13 protein-coding genes and 1 pseudogene are annotated in these 18043 nt (G+C 38.1%); 12 read left to right on the forward strand and 2 right to left on the reverse strand.

Translation table 11 applies throughout. From position 1 onward, the window contains the following. The first annotated feature begins 3 nt into the window (after positions 1 to 3). From aroB to MKL32_RS09175, 12 genes and pseudogenes are all read left to right on the forward strand, one after another. Positions 4 to 1086, forward strand: coding sequence for a 3-dehydroquinate synthase (aroB, locus tag MKL32_RS09120; RefSeq protein ID WP_042891731.1), 1083 nt, complete (start codon positions 4 to 6; stop codon positions 1084 to 1086). Between the two features lie 16 nt (positions 1087 to 1102). Further along, a complete protein-coding gene (locus MKL32_RS09125; RefSeq protein ID WP_042891730.1) occupies positions 1103 to 1981 on the forward strand; it encodes a hypothetical protein in 879 nt (292 codons plus the stop codon). Positions 1982 to 2443: 462 nt separating this feature from the next. Next, entirely contained in the window at positions 2444 to 6922 is a 4479-nt protein-coding gene (gene gltB, locus MKL32_RS09130) for a glutamate synthase large subunit (protein WP_270900422.1), read from the forward strand. Positions 6923 to 6993: 71 nt separating this feature from the next. Next, positions 6994 to 8415: an FAD-dependent oxidoreductase gene (locus MKL32_RS09135; protein WP_004909607.1), complete on the forward strand. Its 1422-nt coding sequence runs from the start codon at positions 6994 to 6996 to the stop codon at positions 8413 to 8415. Positions 8416 to 8587: 172 nt separating this feature from the next. Then, positions 8588 to 9478, forward strand: a pseudogene (locus tag MKL32_RS09140) (metal-dependent hydrolase). A 179-nt stretch (positions 9479 to 9657) separates the two neighbouring features. After that, positions 9658 to 10248 (forward strand): LemA family protein, encoded by a 591-nt coding sequence (locus MKL32_RS09145; protein ID WP_004951564.1) that lies wholly within the window; start codon positions 9658 to 9660, stop codon positions 10246 to 10248. A gap of 35 nt (positions 10249 to 10283) precedes the next feature. Next, positions 10284 to 11330: a TPM domain-containing protein gene (locus MKL32_RS09150; protein ID WP_270900423.1), complete on the forward strand. Its 1047-nt coding sequence runs from the start codon at positions 10284 to 10286 to the stop codon at positions 11328 to 11330. Continuing rightward, the gene (locus MKL32_RS09155; RefSeq protein WP_270900424.1) at positions 11324 to 11887 is read left to right on the forward strand and encodes a TPM domain-containing protein; all 564 of its coding nucleotides are present in this window, start codon (positions 11324 to 11326) and stop codon (positions 11885 to 11887) included. Before MKL32_RS09150 ends, MKL32_RS09155 begins: the two co-directional genes overlap by 7 nt. Positions 11888 to 12279: 392 nt before the next feature. After that, the gene (locus MKL32_RS09160) at positions 12280 to 12765 is read left to right on the forward strand and encodes a pilin (RefSeq protein ID WP_436661556.1); all 486 of its coding nucleotides are present in this window, start codon (positions 12280 to 12282) and stop codon (positions 12763 to 12765) included. A gap of 71 nt (positions 12766 to 12836) precedes the next feature. Continuing rightward, positions 12837 to 14507: a PglL family O-oligosaccharyltransferase gene (locus MKL32_RS09165; protein ID WP_270900426.1), complete on the forward strand. Its 1671-nt coding sequence runs from the start codon at positions 12837 to 12839 to the stop codon at positions 14505 to 14507. Beyond that, positions 14507 to 15250 (forward strand): TfpX/TfpZ family type IV pilin accessory protein, encoded by a 744-nt coding sequence (gene tfpZ / locus MKL32_RS09170; protein ID WP_270900427.1) that lies wholly within the window; start codon positions 14507 to 14509, stop codon positions 15248 to 15250. Before MKL32_RS09165 ends, tfpZ begins: the two co-directional genes overlap by 1 nt. An 84-nt stretch (positions 15251 to 15334) precedes the next feature. Next, positions 15335 to 16966, forward strand: a complete 1632-nt coding sequence (locus MKL32_RS09175; protein WP_270900434.1) for a PglL family O-oligosaccharyltransferase — start codon at positions 15335 to 15337, stop codon at positions 16964 to 16966. Between the two features lie 49 nt (positions 16967 to 17015). Here the strand turns inward: MKL32_RS09175 and bfr are convergent, their stop codons facing one another. Both bfr and MKL32_RS09185 read right to left on the reverse strand, forming a co-directional pair. Then, positions 17016 to 17480: a heteropolymeric bacterioferritin subunit Bfr gene (gene bfr / locus MKL32_RS09180; RefSeq protein WP_004909585.1), complete on the reverse strand. Its 465-nt coding sequence runs from the start codon at positions 17478 to 17480 to the stop codon at positions 17016 to 17018. Between the two features lie 224 nt (positions 17481 to 17704). Continuing rightward, positions 17705 to 17899: a bacterioferritin-associated ferredoxin gene (locus tag MKL32_RS09185; protein WP_004909583.1), complete on the reverse strand. Its 195-nt coding sequence runs from the start codon at positions 17897 to 17899 to the stop codon at positions 17705 to 17707. Positions 17900 to 18043: the final 144 nt, after the last annotated feature.

Consider the following 18043-nt stretch of genomic DNA (forward strand, 5'->3'; position numbering starts at 1 on the left):
GCTATGCAGACGTTACATGTAGAGTTGGGGGATCGTCGGTATCCGATTTTTATTGGTAGTCATTTAGATCCCAAGAGATTACTTGAACCTTATCTGCACGGACGACAAGTGATGTTGGTATCTAACACAACTGTCGCACCTTTATACGCGGAGCATTATGTTAAAGCTTTAGAGCAATTAGATAAGCAAGTTGCAACTTGTATCTTACCTGACGGTGAGCAGTATAAAGATATTGAGCATTTGAATCTGATTTTTAATGCTTTATTAGAAGCGGGTTTTAATCGAGATTGTACAGTGCTTGCCTTAGGTGGTGGTGTTGTAGGTGATATGGCTGGTTTTGCATCCGCTTGTTTTCAACGTGGTGTAAATTTCATTCAGGTTCCTACAACTTTATTGTCGCAAGTGGACTCGAGTGTTGGGGGTAAAACAGGAATTAATCATCCACTGGGTAAAAATATGCTGGGTGCTTTTCAGCAACCACAAGTGGTGCTGGCTGATATGGTGCAGTTAGACACTTTGCCTGATCGAGAGTTGTCGGCTGGATTAGCAGAAGTGATTAAATATGCGTTACTTGGTGATCTTGATTTTTTAACTTGGCTCGAAGAGAACATGGATGGGTTGGTTGCTCGAGATGCAAACCTGTTAGCTGAAGCAGTTTATCGCTCTTGTGCTCATAAGGCTAGAATTGTTGCAAATGATGAGAAAGAGCAAGGTGAGCGAGCTTTGTTGAATTTAGGACATACATTTGGGCATGCAATAGAGTCTTATTTAGGTTACGGTGTTTGGTTGCATGGAGAAGCTGTTGCTACGGGTATGGTGATGGCTGCTGATTTGTCTGAACGTTTGGGTTGGATCTCAAGGGGAGATCTTGAGCGTACAAAAAAAATCATTCAACGTGCTCGTTTACCGATATCATGTCCAAAAATTCCTCTTGAAGAATTCTTAGCTTATATGGCACATGATAAGAAAGTTTTGAATGGTCAATTGCGTTTGGTTTTGTTGAAACAACTTGGACAAGCAGTGATCACTAAGGATTTTGATGTTGAGCTGATGAAACAAGCAATTCTTGCAAACCAAAGCGCGTAATTAAAATTAGGGTAATATGGCTGTGTCACGATCAATTTGGCAAAATATTCAACAGTATAGCTGGCTTTTTTTCTCAATCGCTTGTTTGGTGGCTGCACTGATATTTTGGGCTGTAACGGATCGTGATGCGCTTGTTGAGGTGGATCACCCTTCTAAAAATGAAGCACAGGTTGAAATTAAGGCTGAAAAAGTAACAGCGACTACGAATTTAGGTGCATTAACGAATGAGGTTAAACCGCTAGATTTAACTACTCGTGTTGTTGTGTCGAATGAACATGCGCCTGAATTCCGTGGAACAAAATTTATCAGTGAAAATCAACGTCAATGGGTTGTTGAAATTTTTCGTAGTTCAGATGAGGCAATTGTTAAAAACTTTTTGTTGAGTCGCACAGATCGGAATAAATTTAGTTATTTTCGTTTGAGTGGTGATCAACAGGTTGAGCAATATGTATTGACATATGGTCTTTTCCCAAACGCTGAAGAAGCTAAACGTCAATTTTCCCAACTTAATTTAGTTCTACCAAAGTCAATACATCCGACCATTCAGCAATTATCTACTTATACATCTTATGTAAATGATTTAGGCTCAGATGAGTTAAAGTCAGCTTCGAATCAGTTATTTGAAGTGCGTTTGAAGCCAGCAGCATTACCTAAAATAGATGAAACTTTGTTGATGAGTGGGCAGCAGGTGAAGGGTTCATCAAATACAGCTACAACTCAGAGTATGAATACTTCGACAACTGTGACTACAATTGTGACTCAGCGCGATGCACAAGGTAATGTGGTTAACGTTAGACAAAGTCAGTCTAATCCACAAAATAATAGCTCAACTTCTGAAAAAATAAGAGAAAATTCAGATTCCTCCAGAAGAGAAGTAACTGATCCGTTTAATTGATTTTGCATTAAAATAGTGCAAATTAGTTCAAAATTGTAGCATTAAGCTTTTTTTTGGTGCAATTTTGTTCTAAAAGGAAACGTCTCATATCTTTATAATTTTTAGTTATTTTAACTTTTTTAATGATTTAGTAAATTTATAATTTTATGGCATATTTTTTGCATCGTTGTGGTGCTAATTTATCTGCTCATTGCTCTTTTTAGTGCTAAATGATTCATTATTTTGGTGAAATGTAAAGTTTTTGTGCTTTACAAAGAAGTGTGAAGGTGTAATAACTAAAAACACTTTATATGGTGAAATGCGCTGAATCTCCTAGCGGAACAGCGTATATTGCAAATCCGCCAGAAAAAATGTTTTCGCGAAGCATTGAACTTTATATGAGTTGATCGGCAATATCGCAGAAAATGAATTGATTGTTTGTTGCTCGAAAGAGCCATGTTGAAAGAAGGGTACGCTATGCACATGCCATCGCCTAATACTGTAGCTCCCGCTCAAGGTTTATATCAACCTGATGAGTTTAAGGATAACTGTGGTTTTGGTTTGATTGCCCATATGAAGGGTGATTCAAGTCATCATCTTGTGGAAACCGCAATTCACAGTTTAAGTTGCATGACGCACCGTGGTGGTATTGCCGCAGATGGTAAGACGGGAGATGGGTGCGGATTGCTATTGGCTATGCCGAAACAGTTCTTTCGTGACGAAGCTCAGAAGTTAGGTACTAACCTTACTGAGATTTTTGCTGCGGGTACTGTATTTTTAAATATTGACCCTGCTTTAGCTCAAAATGCCAAAAATATTCTGAACAAAGAAATTACAGCTGAAGGTCTTACCGTTGCAGCATGGCGTGTTGTGCCGACAAATAATGATGCTCTAGGTGAAATTGCGTTGCAATCACTTCCAGCATTTGAACAAATTCTAGTGAACTGCCCTATGGGTGTCACTGAAGTTGAGTTTAATCGTAAACTCTTTTTAGCGCGTCGTCGTGCTGAACAACAATTACAAAATGATCCTTTATTTTATGTGACTACTTTAGCCACAACAGTGATTAGCTATAAAGGCTTGATGATGCCTGCTGCTATTGCTGACTTCTATACTGATTTGGCAGATGAGCGTCTAAAATCACATATCGTTGTATTCCATCAACGCTTCTCAACCAACACATTGCCGCGTTGGCCATTGGCTCAGCCTTTCCGTTATCTTGCACACAATGGTGAAATTAATACCATTACTGCAAACCGTAACTGGGCTTTGGCGCGTACTCCAAAATTTGAAAACCCATTACTTCCAGGCTTAACTGAACTAAATCCAATTGTTAACCGTACTGGCTCAGATTCTTCAAGCTTAGATAATATGCTTGAAATCTTAGTTGGTGGTGGTATGGATTTATTCCGTGCACTACGTATGTTAGTTCCACCAGCTTGGCAAAACGTTGAAACCTTAGATGCTGACTTACGTGCTTTCTATGAGTTCAACTCTAAGCATATGGAAGCTTGGGATGGTCCAGCAGGTTTGGTTATTCAAGATGGTCGCCATGCAATCTGTATGCTTGACCGTAATGGTTTGCGTCCAGCACGTTGGGTGATCACTAAAAATGATTACATCACACTTGCATCTGAGATCGGTGTATGGGGTTATGAACCAGAAGATGTGGTATCTAAAGGCCGTGTAGGTCCTGGTCAAATCCTTGTTGTAGATACACTGACAGGTAAAGTTCTCGATACTAAAGATGTTAGTAACCATCTTAAAAACATGCGTCCATATCGTGAATGGTTACGTGATCACGCAATCCGTTTGCAAGCGAACCCGCAACTTGAAGAACAATTAGTTGATCAAGGTTTAACTGGCGATGCATTAAAAGCAGCTCAAAAAATGTTTATGGTAACATTTGAAGAGCGTGATCAGTTGTTACGTCCTATCGCAGAAAGTGGTCAAGAAGCTGTTGGTTCGATGGGTGATGATACGCCAATGGCAGTATTATCTCGTCAGGTACGTCATGTATCTGATTATTTCCGTCAACAGTTTGCTCAAGTAACTAATCCACCAATTGATCCATTGCGTGAATCGATTGTGATGTCATTGGAAACTTGCTTAGGTCGTGAGCAAAACGTATTTGAACAAGGTCCAGAGCACGCTGACCGCATCATTATTTCAAGTCCTGTATTGTCAAACTCAAAAATGCAGCAGCTTCGTGATGTGGAAAAAGAGCGCGAAGGTTATGGCGTTGTTGATATTGATTTGAACTACGCTGAGGCTGAAGGCTTACAAGCGGCAATTGCTCGTATTTGTGAAGAAGCTGCTCAAGCTGTTCGTGATGGGAAAACACTGATCGTATTAACAGATAAGAACTTCCGTGAAGGCTTCTTACCTGCGAATTCAGCATTGGCAACAGGTGCCGTACATCATCACTTAATTAAAACTGGTTTGCGTACAGATGCAAACATTTTAGTTGAGACAGGTTTTGCGCGTGATCCACACCAATTTGCAGTATTGCTCGGCTTTGGTGCTACAGCGGTTTACCCTTACTTGGCTTATGATGTAATCAATGACCTAGTTGCTAAAGGCGAGTTATTGGGTGATCCAATCCACGCACAAGCAAACTTCCGTAAAGGTATTGAGAAAGGCTTGTTGAAAGTTCTTTCTAAAATGGGTATTTCGACAGTTGCTTCTTATCGCGGTGGTCAATTATTCGAAGCGGTAGGTTTATCTTCTGAAGTTGTTGATAAGTGTTTCCTTGGTGTACCAAGCCGTATTCAAGGTGCAACATTTGCAGATTTAGAAAACGATCAGAAAAAATTGGCAACAACTGCTTGGCAGAACCGTAAGCCGATTGATCAAGGTGGTTTACTTAAATTTGTATTTGGTAAAGAGTACCATGCTTTCAACCCTGACGTGATTAACTCACTTCACAAGGCTGTTCGCTCAGGTCAATACCAAGACTTTAAAGAATATGCAGAGTTGGTGAATAACCGTCCTGTGGCTACGATTCGTGACTTATTCAAATTAAAAACGACAAATTCAATTGCGCTTGATCAAGTTGAAAGCATTGAAGATATCCTTCCGCGTTTCGACTCTGCTGGTATGTCTTTGGGGGCATTATCTCCAGAAGCACACGAAGCAATTGCAATCGCAATGAATACAATTGGTGGTCGTTCGAACTCAGGTGAGGGCGGTGAAGACCCAGCGCGTTACGGCACGATTCGTAACTCGAAAATCAAACAGATTGCATCAGGTCGTTTTGGTGTAACACCAGCGTACTTAACTTCTGCTGAAGTTTTGCAGATTAAAGTAGCACAAGGCGCAAAACCAGGTGAGGGTGGTCAGTTACCAGGTGGTAAAGTGAATGGCTTAATTGCACGTTTACGTTACTCGGTGCCAGGTGTGACTTTGATTTCACCACCGCCACATCACGATATTTACTCAATTGAAGATTTGTCTCAGTTGATCTTTGACTTGAAGCAAGTAAACCCTCAAGCAATGGTATCGGTAAAACTGGTATCTGAGCCAGGTGTTGGAACGATTGCAGCAGGTGTTGCAAAAGCTTATGCTGACTTCATTACCATTTCTGGTTATGACGGTGGTACAGCGGCATCTCCACTATCATCAATTCACCATGCAGGTTCGCCTTGGGAATTAGGTTTAAGTGAAGCGCATCAAGCACTTCGTGTAAATGATTTGCGTGGTAAGGTACGTGTTCAAACTGATGGTGGTTTAAAAACTGGTTTGGATGTAATCAAAGCAGCAATTTTAGGTGCTGAAAGCTTTGGTTTCGGTTCTACACCAATGATCGCATTAGGTTGTAAATATCTTCGTATTTGCCACTTGAATAACTGTGCAACTGGTGTTGCAACTCAGCAAGATCATTTACGTCAAGAACACTATATTGGCGAACCAGAAATGTTGATTAACTTCTTCAAATTTATTGCAGAAGAAACACGTGAATGGTTAGCTGCTCTAGGTGTTGCATCACTTAAAGATTTGATTGGTCGCGTTGATTTGCTTGAAGTTTTACCTGGTGAAACTGAAAAGCATGCTCATCTTGATCTCAGCGCTTTATTGACTTCACATCCATCTGTTGAAGGTAAAGCTCAGTATTGCCAAGTTCAAGGTAATGCGCCATTTGATAAAGGTGTATTGGCTGAGAAAATGGTTGCTGAAATGCTACCAGCGATTGAAGCAGGTACAGGCGGTTCATTTAATTTCACTGTTGGTAACTGTGATCGTTCAATTGGCGCACGTATTTCAGGTGAGATCGCACGTCGCTACGGCAACTTAGGGATGGAAAACAGCCCAGTTGTGATGAATCTTGTTGGTACAGCTGGTCAGTCACTTGGTGTTTGGAATGCAGGTGGTCTACATATCAAACTTGAAGGTGATGCGAACGATTACGTTGGTAAAGGCATGGCGGGTGGTCGAGTTTCGATCTTCCCACCAAAAGGTTCACCGTTCCAAACACAAAATACTGCAATCATCGGTAACACTTGTTTGTATGGTGCGACTGGCGGTAAGTTATTTGCTGCGGGTACTGCGGGTGAGCGTTTCGCTGTTCGTAACTCAGGTGCTTTTGCGGTAATTGAAGGTGCTGGCGATCACTGCTGTGAATATATGACAGGTGGTGTGGTAACTGTCTTAGGTAAAGTGGGTCATAACTTTGGTGCGGGTATGACAGGCGGTTTTGCTTATGTACTTGACCTTGATAATGACTTCGTAGACTACTACAACCATGAGTTGATTGACCTAAATCGTATCTCTACCGAGTCGATGGAAGATCACAAAGAGAATCTACTGCGTATCCTTGATGAACATATCAAAGAAACAGGTAGTGCTTGGGCATATAAAATCCGTAATGAGTTCGACTTCTATAGTCGTAAGTTCTGGCTTGTAAAACCAAAAGCTGCTAATTTGCAAACGCTTTTGAAAACAACCCAAGCTGATCCACAATAATTCCACGACTGCAAAGACATAGGCAGGTGCAGAGATGAGAGACATCGCTGCGCCTACCCACGGAGAGAGACATGGCAGAACGCCTCAATAATGACTTTCAATTTCTGGATGTACCACGTCAAGATCCAGAGAAAAAAGATATTACTGTCCGCAAAGCAGAGTTTGTGGAAATTTATAAACCTTTTACAGCGGAAGTGGCTGCAAACCAGACTCATCGTTGTTTAGGATGTGGTAACCCATATTGTGAATGGAAATGTCCTGTACATAACTACATTCCAAACTGGTTAAAACTGATTGCTGAAGGTCAAATTTTCCAAGCAGCTGAACTTTGCCACCAGACCAATACATTGCCAGAAGTTTGTGGTCGTGTATGTCCACAAGACCGTTTATGCGAAGGCGCTTGTACTCTAAATGACGGCTTTGGTGCAGTAACGATTGGTAATGCTGAAAAATATATCAACGATACTGCCTTTGCTTTAGGCTGGCGCCCAGATATGTCTGGCGTTAAATGGACGAATAAAAAAGTTGCAATTATTGGTGCAGGTCCAGCAGGCTTAGGTTGTGCAGACATTCTTGCACGCGGTGGTGTAAAACCAGTTGTATTCGATAAACGTCCTGAAATTGGTGGTCTACTTACATTCGGTATTCCAGAATTTAAAATGGAAAAAGATGTGATGAAACGTCGTCGTGAAATCTTCACGGGGATGGGCATTGAGTTCCGTTTGAATACTGAAATTGGTGTCGATGTAACGATTGAACAGTTGCTTGCTGAATACGATGCAGTATTCATGGGTATGGGAACATACACTTATATGAAAGGTGGTTTCCCTGGTGAAGATCTTGATGGTGTTTACGATGCATTAGATTTCTTAATTGCGAATGTAAATCGTTGCCAAGGCTGGGAAAAAGATCCAAGCGAATACATCAGTGTAGATGGCAAAAAGGTGATTGTTCTGGGTGGTGGTGATACTGCGATGGACTGTAACCGTACTTCATTACGCCAAGGTGCACATGATGTGACATGTGCTTACCGTCGTGACGAAAGCAACATGCCGGGTTCTGCGCGCGAAGTGAAAAATGCCTATGAGGAGGGTGTAAAATTCCTATTCAATCGCCAACCGATCGAGATTGTGGGCGAGAATGGCAAAGTGACTGGTGTTAAAGTGGTGACTACACAGATGGGTGAGCCTGATAGCCGTGGTCGTCGTAGCCCTGAGCCAATTCCTGGTTCTGAAGAAGTTTTACCAGCTGATGCAGTATTGCTTGCTTTTGGTTTCCGTCCAAGTCCTGCGGATTGGTTTGGTTCTGCGAATGTGAGCTTAGATGGTTCTGGTCGTGTAGTAGCAGCTGAACAGCAAGAGTTCAAGTTCCAGACCTCTAATCCAAAAATCTTCGCAGGCGGAGACATGGTGCGTGGTTCTGATCTTGTTGTAACTGCTATCTGGGAAGGTCGTCAAGCTGCCGAGGGTATTTTAGATTACCTTGGTGTTTAATCCAGAAAATATTGTAAAAACGTCTAAGTAGAGCCTGCATTATGCAGGCTCTACTATTTTCACCTTATCTTTTTGGTAGTTTTGGCAAATCGTATAAGCTATTTTGCCCTATGCTTGACTATCCTGCAGCGCAATACTCAAAGTCAGTATATAAAATGTGCAGGAACTCAAGATGGCACTTGCAAATGCAAATTCAGAGAAAGGCTATTTAAATCGTCCCAAAGCTTTGGGAATTACAGTGCGTCGTTTGCAATTTAATCCTAAAAAAATTCAACGACACTATTTTGCTAACTCTCCGTTAATGTCGCATCTTTTAACTGCGTTATCATCCACTTTTCCAATTGGTGAACAATATTTTGTGAACAGTGTGCGGAACGTACGAGATAAAGTTAAAGATCCTCAGTTACAAGCACAAATTGCTGCATTTATTGGACAAGAAGCTATGCATTCTAAAGCCCATACTGAGTTCAATGATGCATGGCGCAAAGAGGATTATAACCTTGATCGTTTTTAAGCGTGGCTGGCAAAGCGTGATGATGCACTACGAAACATTCATCCAAAATTACAGCTCGCTTTAACTTGTGCATTTGAACATTTTACTGCGATGTTAGACGGTTACATTCTCAAACATCCAGAAATATTAAGTACCTTAGATAATGATGCAATGAAATTATGGGTGTGGCATGCAATTGAAGAAATTGAACATCGCTCTGTTGCCTTTGATGTCTATCAAGAGGTCTATGGCGATGATCGTATTCGTCGTTTATTAATGCGAAGTGTAACCACTGGTTTTGCAAGTTTGACGTTCTATGCAACCTCACGTTTAGTTTGGCAAGATAAATGGAAAAGCTTACCGAAAGTCGGTGGTAATCTATTTGGAATCTATTTACTTGTAAAAATGTTAATACAGCTTATTCCTGAATACTTATCGTATTATCAAGCGGATTTCCATCCTGCAAAGCATAACTATACGAAATTGGTAAATTACTGGAAAGCACGTATGGCTGACGAATATGGAATGATCAGCTTTCAAGAGGAAACTGCATCTAAAATTTACAGTTAATTAGGCTGATAGCATAGAGTTTTTCGCAGTTAATAGCATTACTTCAAAATAATTGAGTAGTGCTTTTTTTATTTAATCTAAACATAAATCAACTTAAATAAATGTTACACAGATAGCAAAAAATCTCACTACAATGAATTATCGCAAAAATATAAAGAAAAACTTGAGGATAAATTTTTATGAAAATGATCAAACACACCGCTTTAGCAACGGTATTGGCAAGCACATTGTTATTCACGGGTTGTGGTTATAATACATTGCAAGTGAAAGATGAAGCTGTGAGTGCTTCATGGTCAGAAGTACAAAACCAATATCAACGTCGAGCTGATTTAGTTCCAAATCTTGTTAATGTCGTGAAAGGCTATGCCAAACATGAGGAACAAGTGCTCACAGAAGTGACTCAAGCACGCTCGAATGTTGCAGGTTTAAAAGTTGATAAAGAAGTTTTAGAAGACCCAGCTTTATTTGAGAAATACCAACAAGCACAAAGTCAATTAACAGGCGCATTGTCTCGTTTAATTGCTGTTTCTGAAAATTACCCCGATTTAAAAGCCAATGAGCAATTCCGTGATTTACAAGCCCAATTGGAAGGTACTGAAAATCGTATAGCTGTGGCTCGCAATCGCTATATCACGACTGTTCAAGATTACAATGCTTATGTACGTCAGTTCCCACAGGTGATGACTGCAAAAGTCATTGGAATGAAAACCAAAGAGAACTTCAAAGCAGAACAATCCGCACAGCAAGCTCCGACAGTTTCATTTAATTAAGATCCGAAACTGGTTAGATCGATAAGGAGTAAGGTATGTTGATAAAACCAACGCAAAAAATTAAATATATTCTTATTATTCTTTTTGCGCTGCTTTGTTGTCAGCATACCGTTTGGGCGGAGGTTGCAACCGCAACAGATCATAGTGATGTGATTGTTGCTGGAAAAATCATTCAAGATCAGCAGAAAAATACCTCTACATCATCGCAGTCAACACAAGCACCCGTATTGCCAAAAGTTGCCAATGATATGGAGGAAGGTGAATTAATTCGAGGTTTACCAACTTTAAATCAGCCTGTTATTGATCAAGCTAAGGTGTTGAGTGAGACTGAAATACAGCAACTTAACCAAAAAATTCTGAGTTTATATCAACAAGGCAAAGCTCAAATCGGTGTAATTATTGTGCCAACAACAGGACAAGAAGCCATTTTTGACTTTGCTTTGCGTACAGGCGAAAAATGGCAATTAGGTTCAGCCAAGCGTGATAATGGTTTATTAATGGCGATTGCGATCAACGATCGTAAAATTCAAATATTGACAGGTTATGGCTTGGAGGGTGTATTACCTGATGTAGTATTGAGCCGAATAATTCGAAATCAGATCACGCCTTATTTTAAACAAGGTCAATATGCACAAGGGATTTCGTCAGGTTTGGATGAGGTTACCCGTATCGTTAATCTTGATCCAGAGATCGCTCAACAATCTGCTCAAGAGCTCAAAGAGAGACATGAGCAGGCAATCCAAGCACAACAAGCGAAAGATAATACGTTTACGATGGCGCTATTTATTTTAATTGCGGGTGTCATAGGATCGTTCATTGTCGGTAAACGATTAAGTGCATCTACTGCTGCTGTTGCTGCAACAGTTGCAGGTTTGGTAAATGGTGCTGGTATCCTTATGAGTTTGCTGCTTGGTATAGGTATTTTCTTTTTATTAATCACATCACTCGCCCAACTGATTTTTCAAGCTTTCTTGTCTAGTGGAGGACGCGGAGGCGGAGGTGGAGGATTTGGCGGTAGTGGTGGTGGCTATAGCGGTGGTGGCGGTAGCTTTGGAGGGGGAGGTGCCTCAGGATCATGGTAACTAAAACAGAGACAACAGAAATTATTACGCAACCCAAGCTCGATGAATCTGTACAACCTAGTGCAAAACGCTGGTTAAAGCATTTTTTTTACGTTTCATCGGCACATCGGTATTTTAATAAACAAGATCGACAAGAGATCGCAAAAGTAGTACAGCAAGCAGAAAAAGGTCATGTAGGAGAAATTCAGGTAGTAATTGAAGGTCATATACCTTGTTCACATGCTTATTACCAAAATACACGTTTACGTGCGCAGCAACTCTTTTCAGAATTAGGTGTTTGGGATACCGAGTTGAATAGTGGTGTGTTGCTTTATTTAAATCTGTGTGAGCGTAAAGTTGAGATTTTGATTGATCGTGGTTTGAAGAATGCAACACAAACACAAATTTGGACTCAAATCTGTCAGGAAATGATCAGCATTTTGACTGCAAAACAATATCAAGCTGCTGTTAAACATGGAGTGGAGCAGATTGGTTCGGTGCTTGAAGACTTTTACGGTAAAAATAATAAATATGAAGTGAACAATGAGCTTCCAAACGAGCCATATATTATAAACTGAGCCTTTGTTAGTCTATTTTTCAATAATCAATTTAACCTATTTCGATTAGACCGTTTATCTTCCGATAAATGGTCTATTTATTCATCACTTTTTAGAAAAAAAGATAATTAAAACTCTGTGATTAAATTCTCTTTTAATTGCGAAAATCACTAAAAAAGCATTAAAAATTCCTTAAGCAAGGTCTCAGGCTTGCAAAATGGTGACATATATTGTCATTTATTATTTCTTTTTGTCAAAAAAGAGGGGCTTTTGTTCGTGCTGAATAATGTTTTAAGTCTCTGTTTTTTTAAGCTAAAATTCGATAAGCTAAGGACTGGCATAGAACATGCTAAATACAAGTAGCTAATAAAAGCTTATAAAAATTTATACATTGGAGAAATGTTATGAAATCAATGCAAAAGGGTTTTACTCTTATTGAATTAATGATCGTTGTAGCGATCATTGGTATCTTGGCTGCGGTAGCATTACCTGCGTATCAAGATTATACTATTCGAGCAAAAGTATCTGAAGCAGTTTTAGCAGCATCAGCGTGTCGTACAACTGTAACTGAAGTTTTTCAATCATCAACGAGTGCATCTTTACCTACTGCAGGAAACTGGGGTTGTGAGGCAGGTACTTCTAGTTCGGCAGCAACAAAATATGTTCAAACGGTAACAACTACAGACGCTGGTCAAATTTTTGTAACTACTAGTGCTGCACCAGATTTGAAAGATGCTGCTTCAAAACAATTCGCATTAACACCGATGAAAAGTGCTACAGCAGCAATGACTTCAAGTGATGTTGGTACAGCTGTTAACAACTGGAAATGTGGTCCAGCAACTAATGGTGGCACTGCTATGCCTGCTAAATATTTGCCAGGCTCGTGTCGAGCAAGCTAATTTAGACAGTTAAATGATAGGGATGTTTAGGCATCCCTTTTTTATTAATTATTTATAAGAAGTTATAAAAAATGAATAAAAGTATAAAATATTTTTTTCTCTTATCTCTTTTGTTTATAGGTTTATCATGGCTTGTACCAAATCATTATCTACCATGGTTAACTTCTCATAGTGATTTTCTCGCATTTTTATCATTATTTTTTTTGAGTTTAGCAACATTTTTCAGTATTAAAAGGATTGTAGTCCCTAAAAAAGTTATCCTATTCTTTTTGTTTTTAATGTTTATACCTTTTTTCCAATTTTTTTTTGGTAAAATCTTCTTTTTTGGAGATGCATTAATAAGTTCACTTTATTTGTTGGGTTTTCTTATTGCTTATAGTGTAGGCTATAATCTCGCAGAATATAAAATATTTATCTATAAATATTTTTTTATGTTAATTTTATTTGTTAGTATTTTAAGTGTGTATATTGTGTTAAAGCAATGGATGCTTCTTACTTCTAATGGGGTTTGGATTGTTGAAATTCCTCCAGGTGGTCGCCCATTTGCTAATTTTGCCCAGCCTAATAATTGTTCAACATTTCTTTCCATCGGATTAATGGCAACACTCTATTTATACGAAAAAAAATATATCAATAGCTTTTCTGGAATTATAATTTCAATTTTTATCTTGTTTGGAATAGCACTTTGCCAATCTAGAACAGCATGGGTTTTTGTAGTATTGTTTATATTTTGGTGGCTTTTTAAAACTAGAAATTTTAATGTTAGATTGAATAGATATTTAATTTTTTATTTTTCCAGCTTATTCGCTTTATTTGTTTTAATAATACCTTTCTTTTCTGATTATCTAGATGTGATGTTTACAAAGGATATTATAACTAGAGCAACAACAGGTCATCTAAGAATTCCTATGTGGCACCAAATGTTATTGGCTATAGCAAATGAACCTTTAGTAGGCTACGGTTGGAATCAAGTCAGTGTTGCTCAACTATCTATTTATTTAGATTATCCGACAACTGAGTGGGTTGAGCATAGTCATAATATTTTTTTAGACTTATTAGTTTGGAACGGTATCCCTATTGGAGTTTTTATTATTTTTTTTCTATGTTTGTGGTTATATGAAATTAGTAAACTTGTGAATGATATTGAGTCTTTTATTTCTCTTTCTATGGTAGGTATTGTTTTAATACATGCAATGTTAGAGTATCCTCTAGATTATGCTTTTTTTCTACTTCCAGTAGGATTTTTACTCGGCAATGTTCAATATAAAGATGATGGTATTAAACTTGTTTATATTAAACAATCGGTTTTAAAATCATTGATAATATTTTCCTCTATTATATATGTGTGGATTTTTTTTGAGTATAGGGTTATTGAAAAAGATATCCAACTACTTAGGTTTGAAATGTATAATATTGGAGAATTGCATTCGAATAGTGCTACACCAAATATATTGCTACTTACTCAATTAAAAGAACAAATAAGGTTTTCTCGTACGATTCCTCATTCAAATATGTCGAGACAGCAATTAGATTGGATGCGTAGAGTAGCGTATCGTTATGCTACACCATATAATTTATACCATTATGCACAAGCTCTAGCATTAAATGATAAAAATGAATCAGCAAAGAAACATTTGCTCATTCTGGAGAAATTATATGGTAGAAAGTATAATTTTAGTTCGCTTTATGATGTGAATCAATCTCTAGCTTTTGAATGGCATAAAAAGAGTGTATCCAAGTAATGACGTATGCTTTATCAAAAAGAAAGTTTTTTATTAAACATTTTTTTATTTCTATAGTTGTAGCTATTTTTATAGTAGGCATTGTTTTTTTTATTTGGTATCCATTTCCATTAGCACAAGCTGTTGGTGTTACATATATTTTCCTAATGATGTTAGTTATTGATGTCATCATTGGGCCGTTATTAGGTTTATTGGTTTATAAGCAAGGTAAAAAAACTTTAAAAATGGATTTAAGTATCATTATTATATTGCAGTTAAGTGCTTTAGGTTATGGTATATATAGCATCGAACGGGGGCGACCAGTATGGCTAGCTTATTACGTAGATCGCTTCCAATTAATACGAAATAATGAAATTGTTGACAAAAACATAGGGGAGGCATTACCTCAATACCAGAACCCTTCTTGGTTTAAACCTCAGTATGTAGGTGTCGAATTTGCTCAAGATAAGCAAATTCGCAATGATGATATGTTTGCAGAGGTTCTAGGGGGTATTTCTGTTGCACAAAAGCCAGAACGTTATGTGCCACTAGATAAAGTAAAAAATCAGATTCAAAAGCGTGCCCAAAGTTTAGAAACTTTAAATAAATTTAACGATAAAATCTCAGTTCAAAAGACTCTAAGTCAATATCCCCAAGCAACAGCTTTTATACCTTTGAAAGCAAACTCTATTGATATGACTGTTCTAGTGAACAAGGAAAAAGGCGAAGTCGTAAAAATTGTAGATCTGCGTCCATGGAATTAATCATTTGATCCTTGGATTCTGATTTTAATTTGTAGAAAAGAGCTTCGGTGTATAATGCTTCAAAGCTCTTTCTTCTTTTCAACTATGCAAATCCTCTGTCTTATAGTCGCCAGTATTTTCCTTATCTTCGGTTGGCTATCACCCTTTCATACATATCCATGGGTAACCTTCTCAAGTGAGCTTGCAAGTTTTGGCGCTGCACTTGCTATAGTGACTTTGTTTCTAACAAAAGAAATTAAGATTCCACGCCCGCAAATTTTTATGTTGGGCATTGTTTTATTGCCGCTACTTCAGTTTTGTTCCGGGTTAATAGTAGATTTAAGTGTTGCCTTTCTAAGTTTTGCCTATCTTTTTACATTTTGGCTGATGATGTTATGTGGATATAACTTATCTCTACAGGCTGAAAATCGTGAAAAGCTTATGATTGGCTTTAGCTTAGTTGTTTTAATTGCTGGATTGTTAAGTAGCTTTATGGCGGTAGTCCAATGGTTAAATCTTGAATCCTATATTTATGGAATCATGGGGTTAAGAGGGAATCGTCCTTATGCTAATTTTGGGCAACCTAATAATCTATCGACCTTTTTGGTGATGGCATTGATGGGTGGGCTTTACTTATATGAGAAAAGAAAAGCATCCTTATGGTTGCTTATTCCTTCTTCTCTAATCCTGCTATTTACCATTACATTGACTCAATCAAGAACAGCATGGATCGTTTGTATATTTTTCTTTTTTTATTGGATTTATAAGCAGCATAAAAATAATCCGCGCTTTAACTTCCCTAAATTGCTTCTATGGACTTTATTGTATTTTGTGATTGCGGGCTATTTACTTCCATATTTAACGCAGTTTATGAGTTCTAATTTGGATACGGGAGTGGCCCATACAGCTTCTATTGTTCAAAGAGCAGGTTCAGGACATGAAAGGTTAGGCATGTGGATGCAAATTCTGCATGCGATTGCAGAACGTCCTTGGTTTGGCTACGGCTGGAATCAAACAAGTATCGCTGTAGTCGAGAGTATTGAGTTCAATACTGTTCAAGTTTGGTTTAATAGCGCCCACAACATTGTCCTTGATCTTCTAATTTGGAATGGTGTTCCGCTTGGTGTTTTGATTATTGGATATTTATCTCTATGGTTGTTATGGTTAAACAAGACGGCAAAAGATAGTACCTCAATTATCGCGATTTTGATGGTTTGTGCGATTTTGATTCATGCTATGTTGGAGTTCCCACAGCGTTATGCATATTTTCTGTTGCCAATAGGTTTCTTGCTGGGGCTTATTCAGGCACAAACACCGCAATTAAAGGGTATCACCATTCAAAAAAATGTCGTGCGTTGTGTATGGTTGATCAGTGTCATTGTTCTTTTGTTGATCTGGCGGGATTACAAACTGTTTCAGGATAACAGTCGCCTTATCTTTAAAGGTAAACAACCTACCGAAGAAATATTGGGTAGCTCAAGAATTTTATTATTAACACAATTTCAGAAGCGTTTAGATTGGATAGCCTTAGATCCTAAAACAAGGTTTTCTGAAGCGCAGTTAAGTGAATTTGCTGAGATGGTGAAGAATAAGGCGACACCGTATAACTTGAAGAAATTTGCACAAGTATTGGTCTACAATCAGCAAAATAAGGAAGCTGAAAAATACCTTTACATACTTAATCGTTTGTATAAAAAAGATGTGAGTTTGGCTGACATTATTGAGTTAAATCAATAGTCTAAGTGATAAAAAAGAGCGACATTAAGTCGCTCTTTTTTTATATGTTTTAAAGTTGGCTTTGAATATAGTTTTCAATGCCAACATTTTCAATAAGATCTAATTGAGTATCTAACCAATCCCAGTATTCTTCTTCTTTCTCTAGAATTTCTTGAACTAAATCACGTGTTACATAGTCTTGTTGTGTTTCTGATAGCTCTACAGCTTGCTTGAGTGCTTCAATATTTTCTTTAACTTTGCGGATGTCGCAATTTAGGACTTCTTCTGTGTGCTGTCCGATATAAAGTTTGCCTAAGTGCTGCAGGTTAGGTAGGCCTTCAAGAAACAAGATGCGTTCAATAATCTTATCTGCATGTTTCATTTGGCGAATAGATTCTTTGTATTCAGCTGAACCTAATTTTTCAATTCCCCAATCATTGAACATACGAGAGTGTAAAAAATATTGGTTGATCGCAGTTAAATGGTGATAAAGCACCTGATTCAATTGATTAATGACTTCACGATTGCCTTTCATTGCACTTACTCCGTAAACATCCAGTAATGCCCTAATCGCTAAGGCAATTTAGATTATATTAATCAACAAATGGATTTGGCGCGAGTAATTTATTGAACGGCAAATGAAAATCACAATCAAAAGCAGATGATGTGAGTCTCATTTGCATAGGGAGGGTTAAAGAAAGAGTTAATTTTAATAGTGGTAGTTAAAGCAGGGTTATTATTAAAATATTTGAAAAGGAGTTATGCCGCGACAGAAATACGTGCTGCAATTTCAGCAAGTTCTTCATTGATAATTGAGCGAGCTTCAGGAACACAGCGACCACAACAAGTGCCTAAGTCGAGTAAATCACGAATTTCACGATAGCTTTCAGCGCCATTTGCAACAGCATCTTTGATATCTTGGTCTGTGATTCCACGGCATAAACAAACATACATGGGAGTGATCCACAAATATTAATGCGATAATTGATATTATTGATAATTATTATCGTTTGTCAATGAATTTCATTCTAATAGTGAATATATTCTTATTGAGAATTTGAATAAAAAAAGATCATTTGAGAGGAAATCTGAGTTATA

This window comes from Acinetobacter sp. AOR34_HL (assembly GCF_027854795.1).
In the GTDB taxonomy this organism is placed as follows: Bacteria; Pseudomonadota; Gammaproteobacteria; order Pseudomonadales; family Moraxellaceae; genus Acinetobacter; species Acinetobacter junii.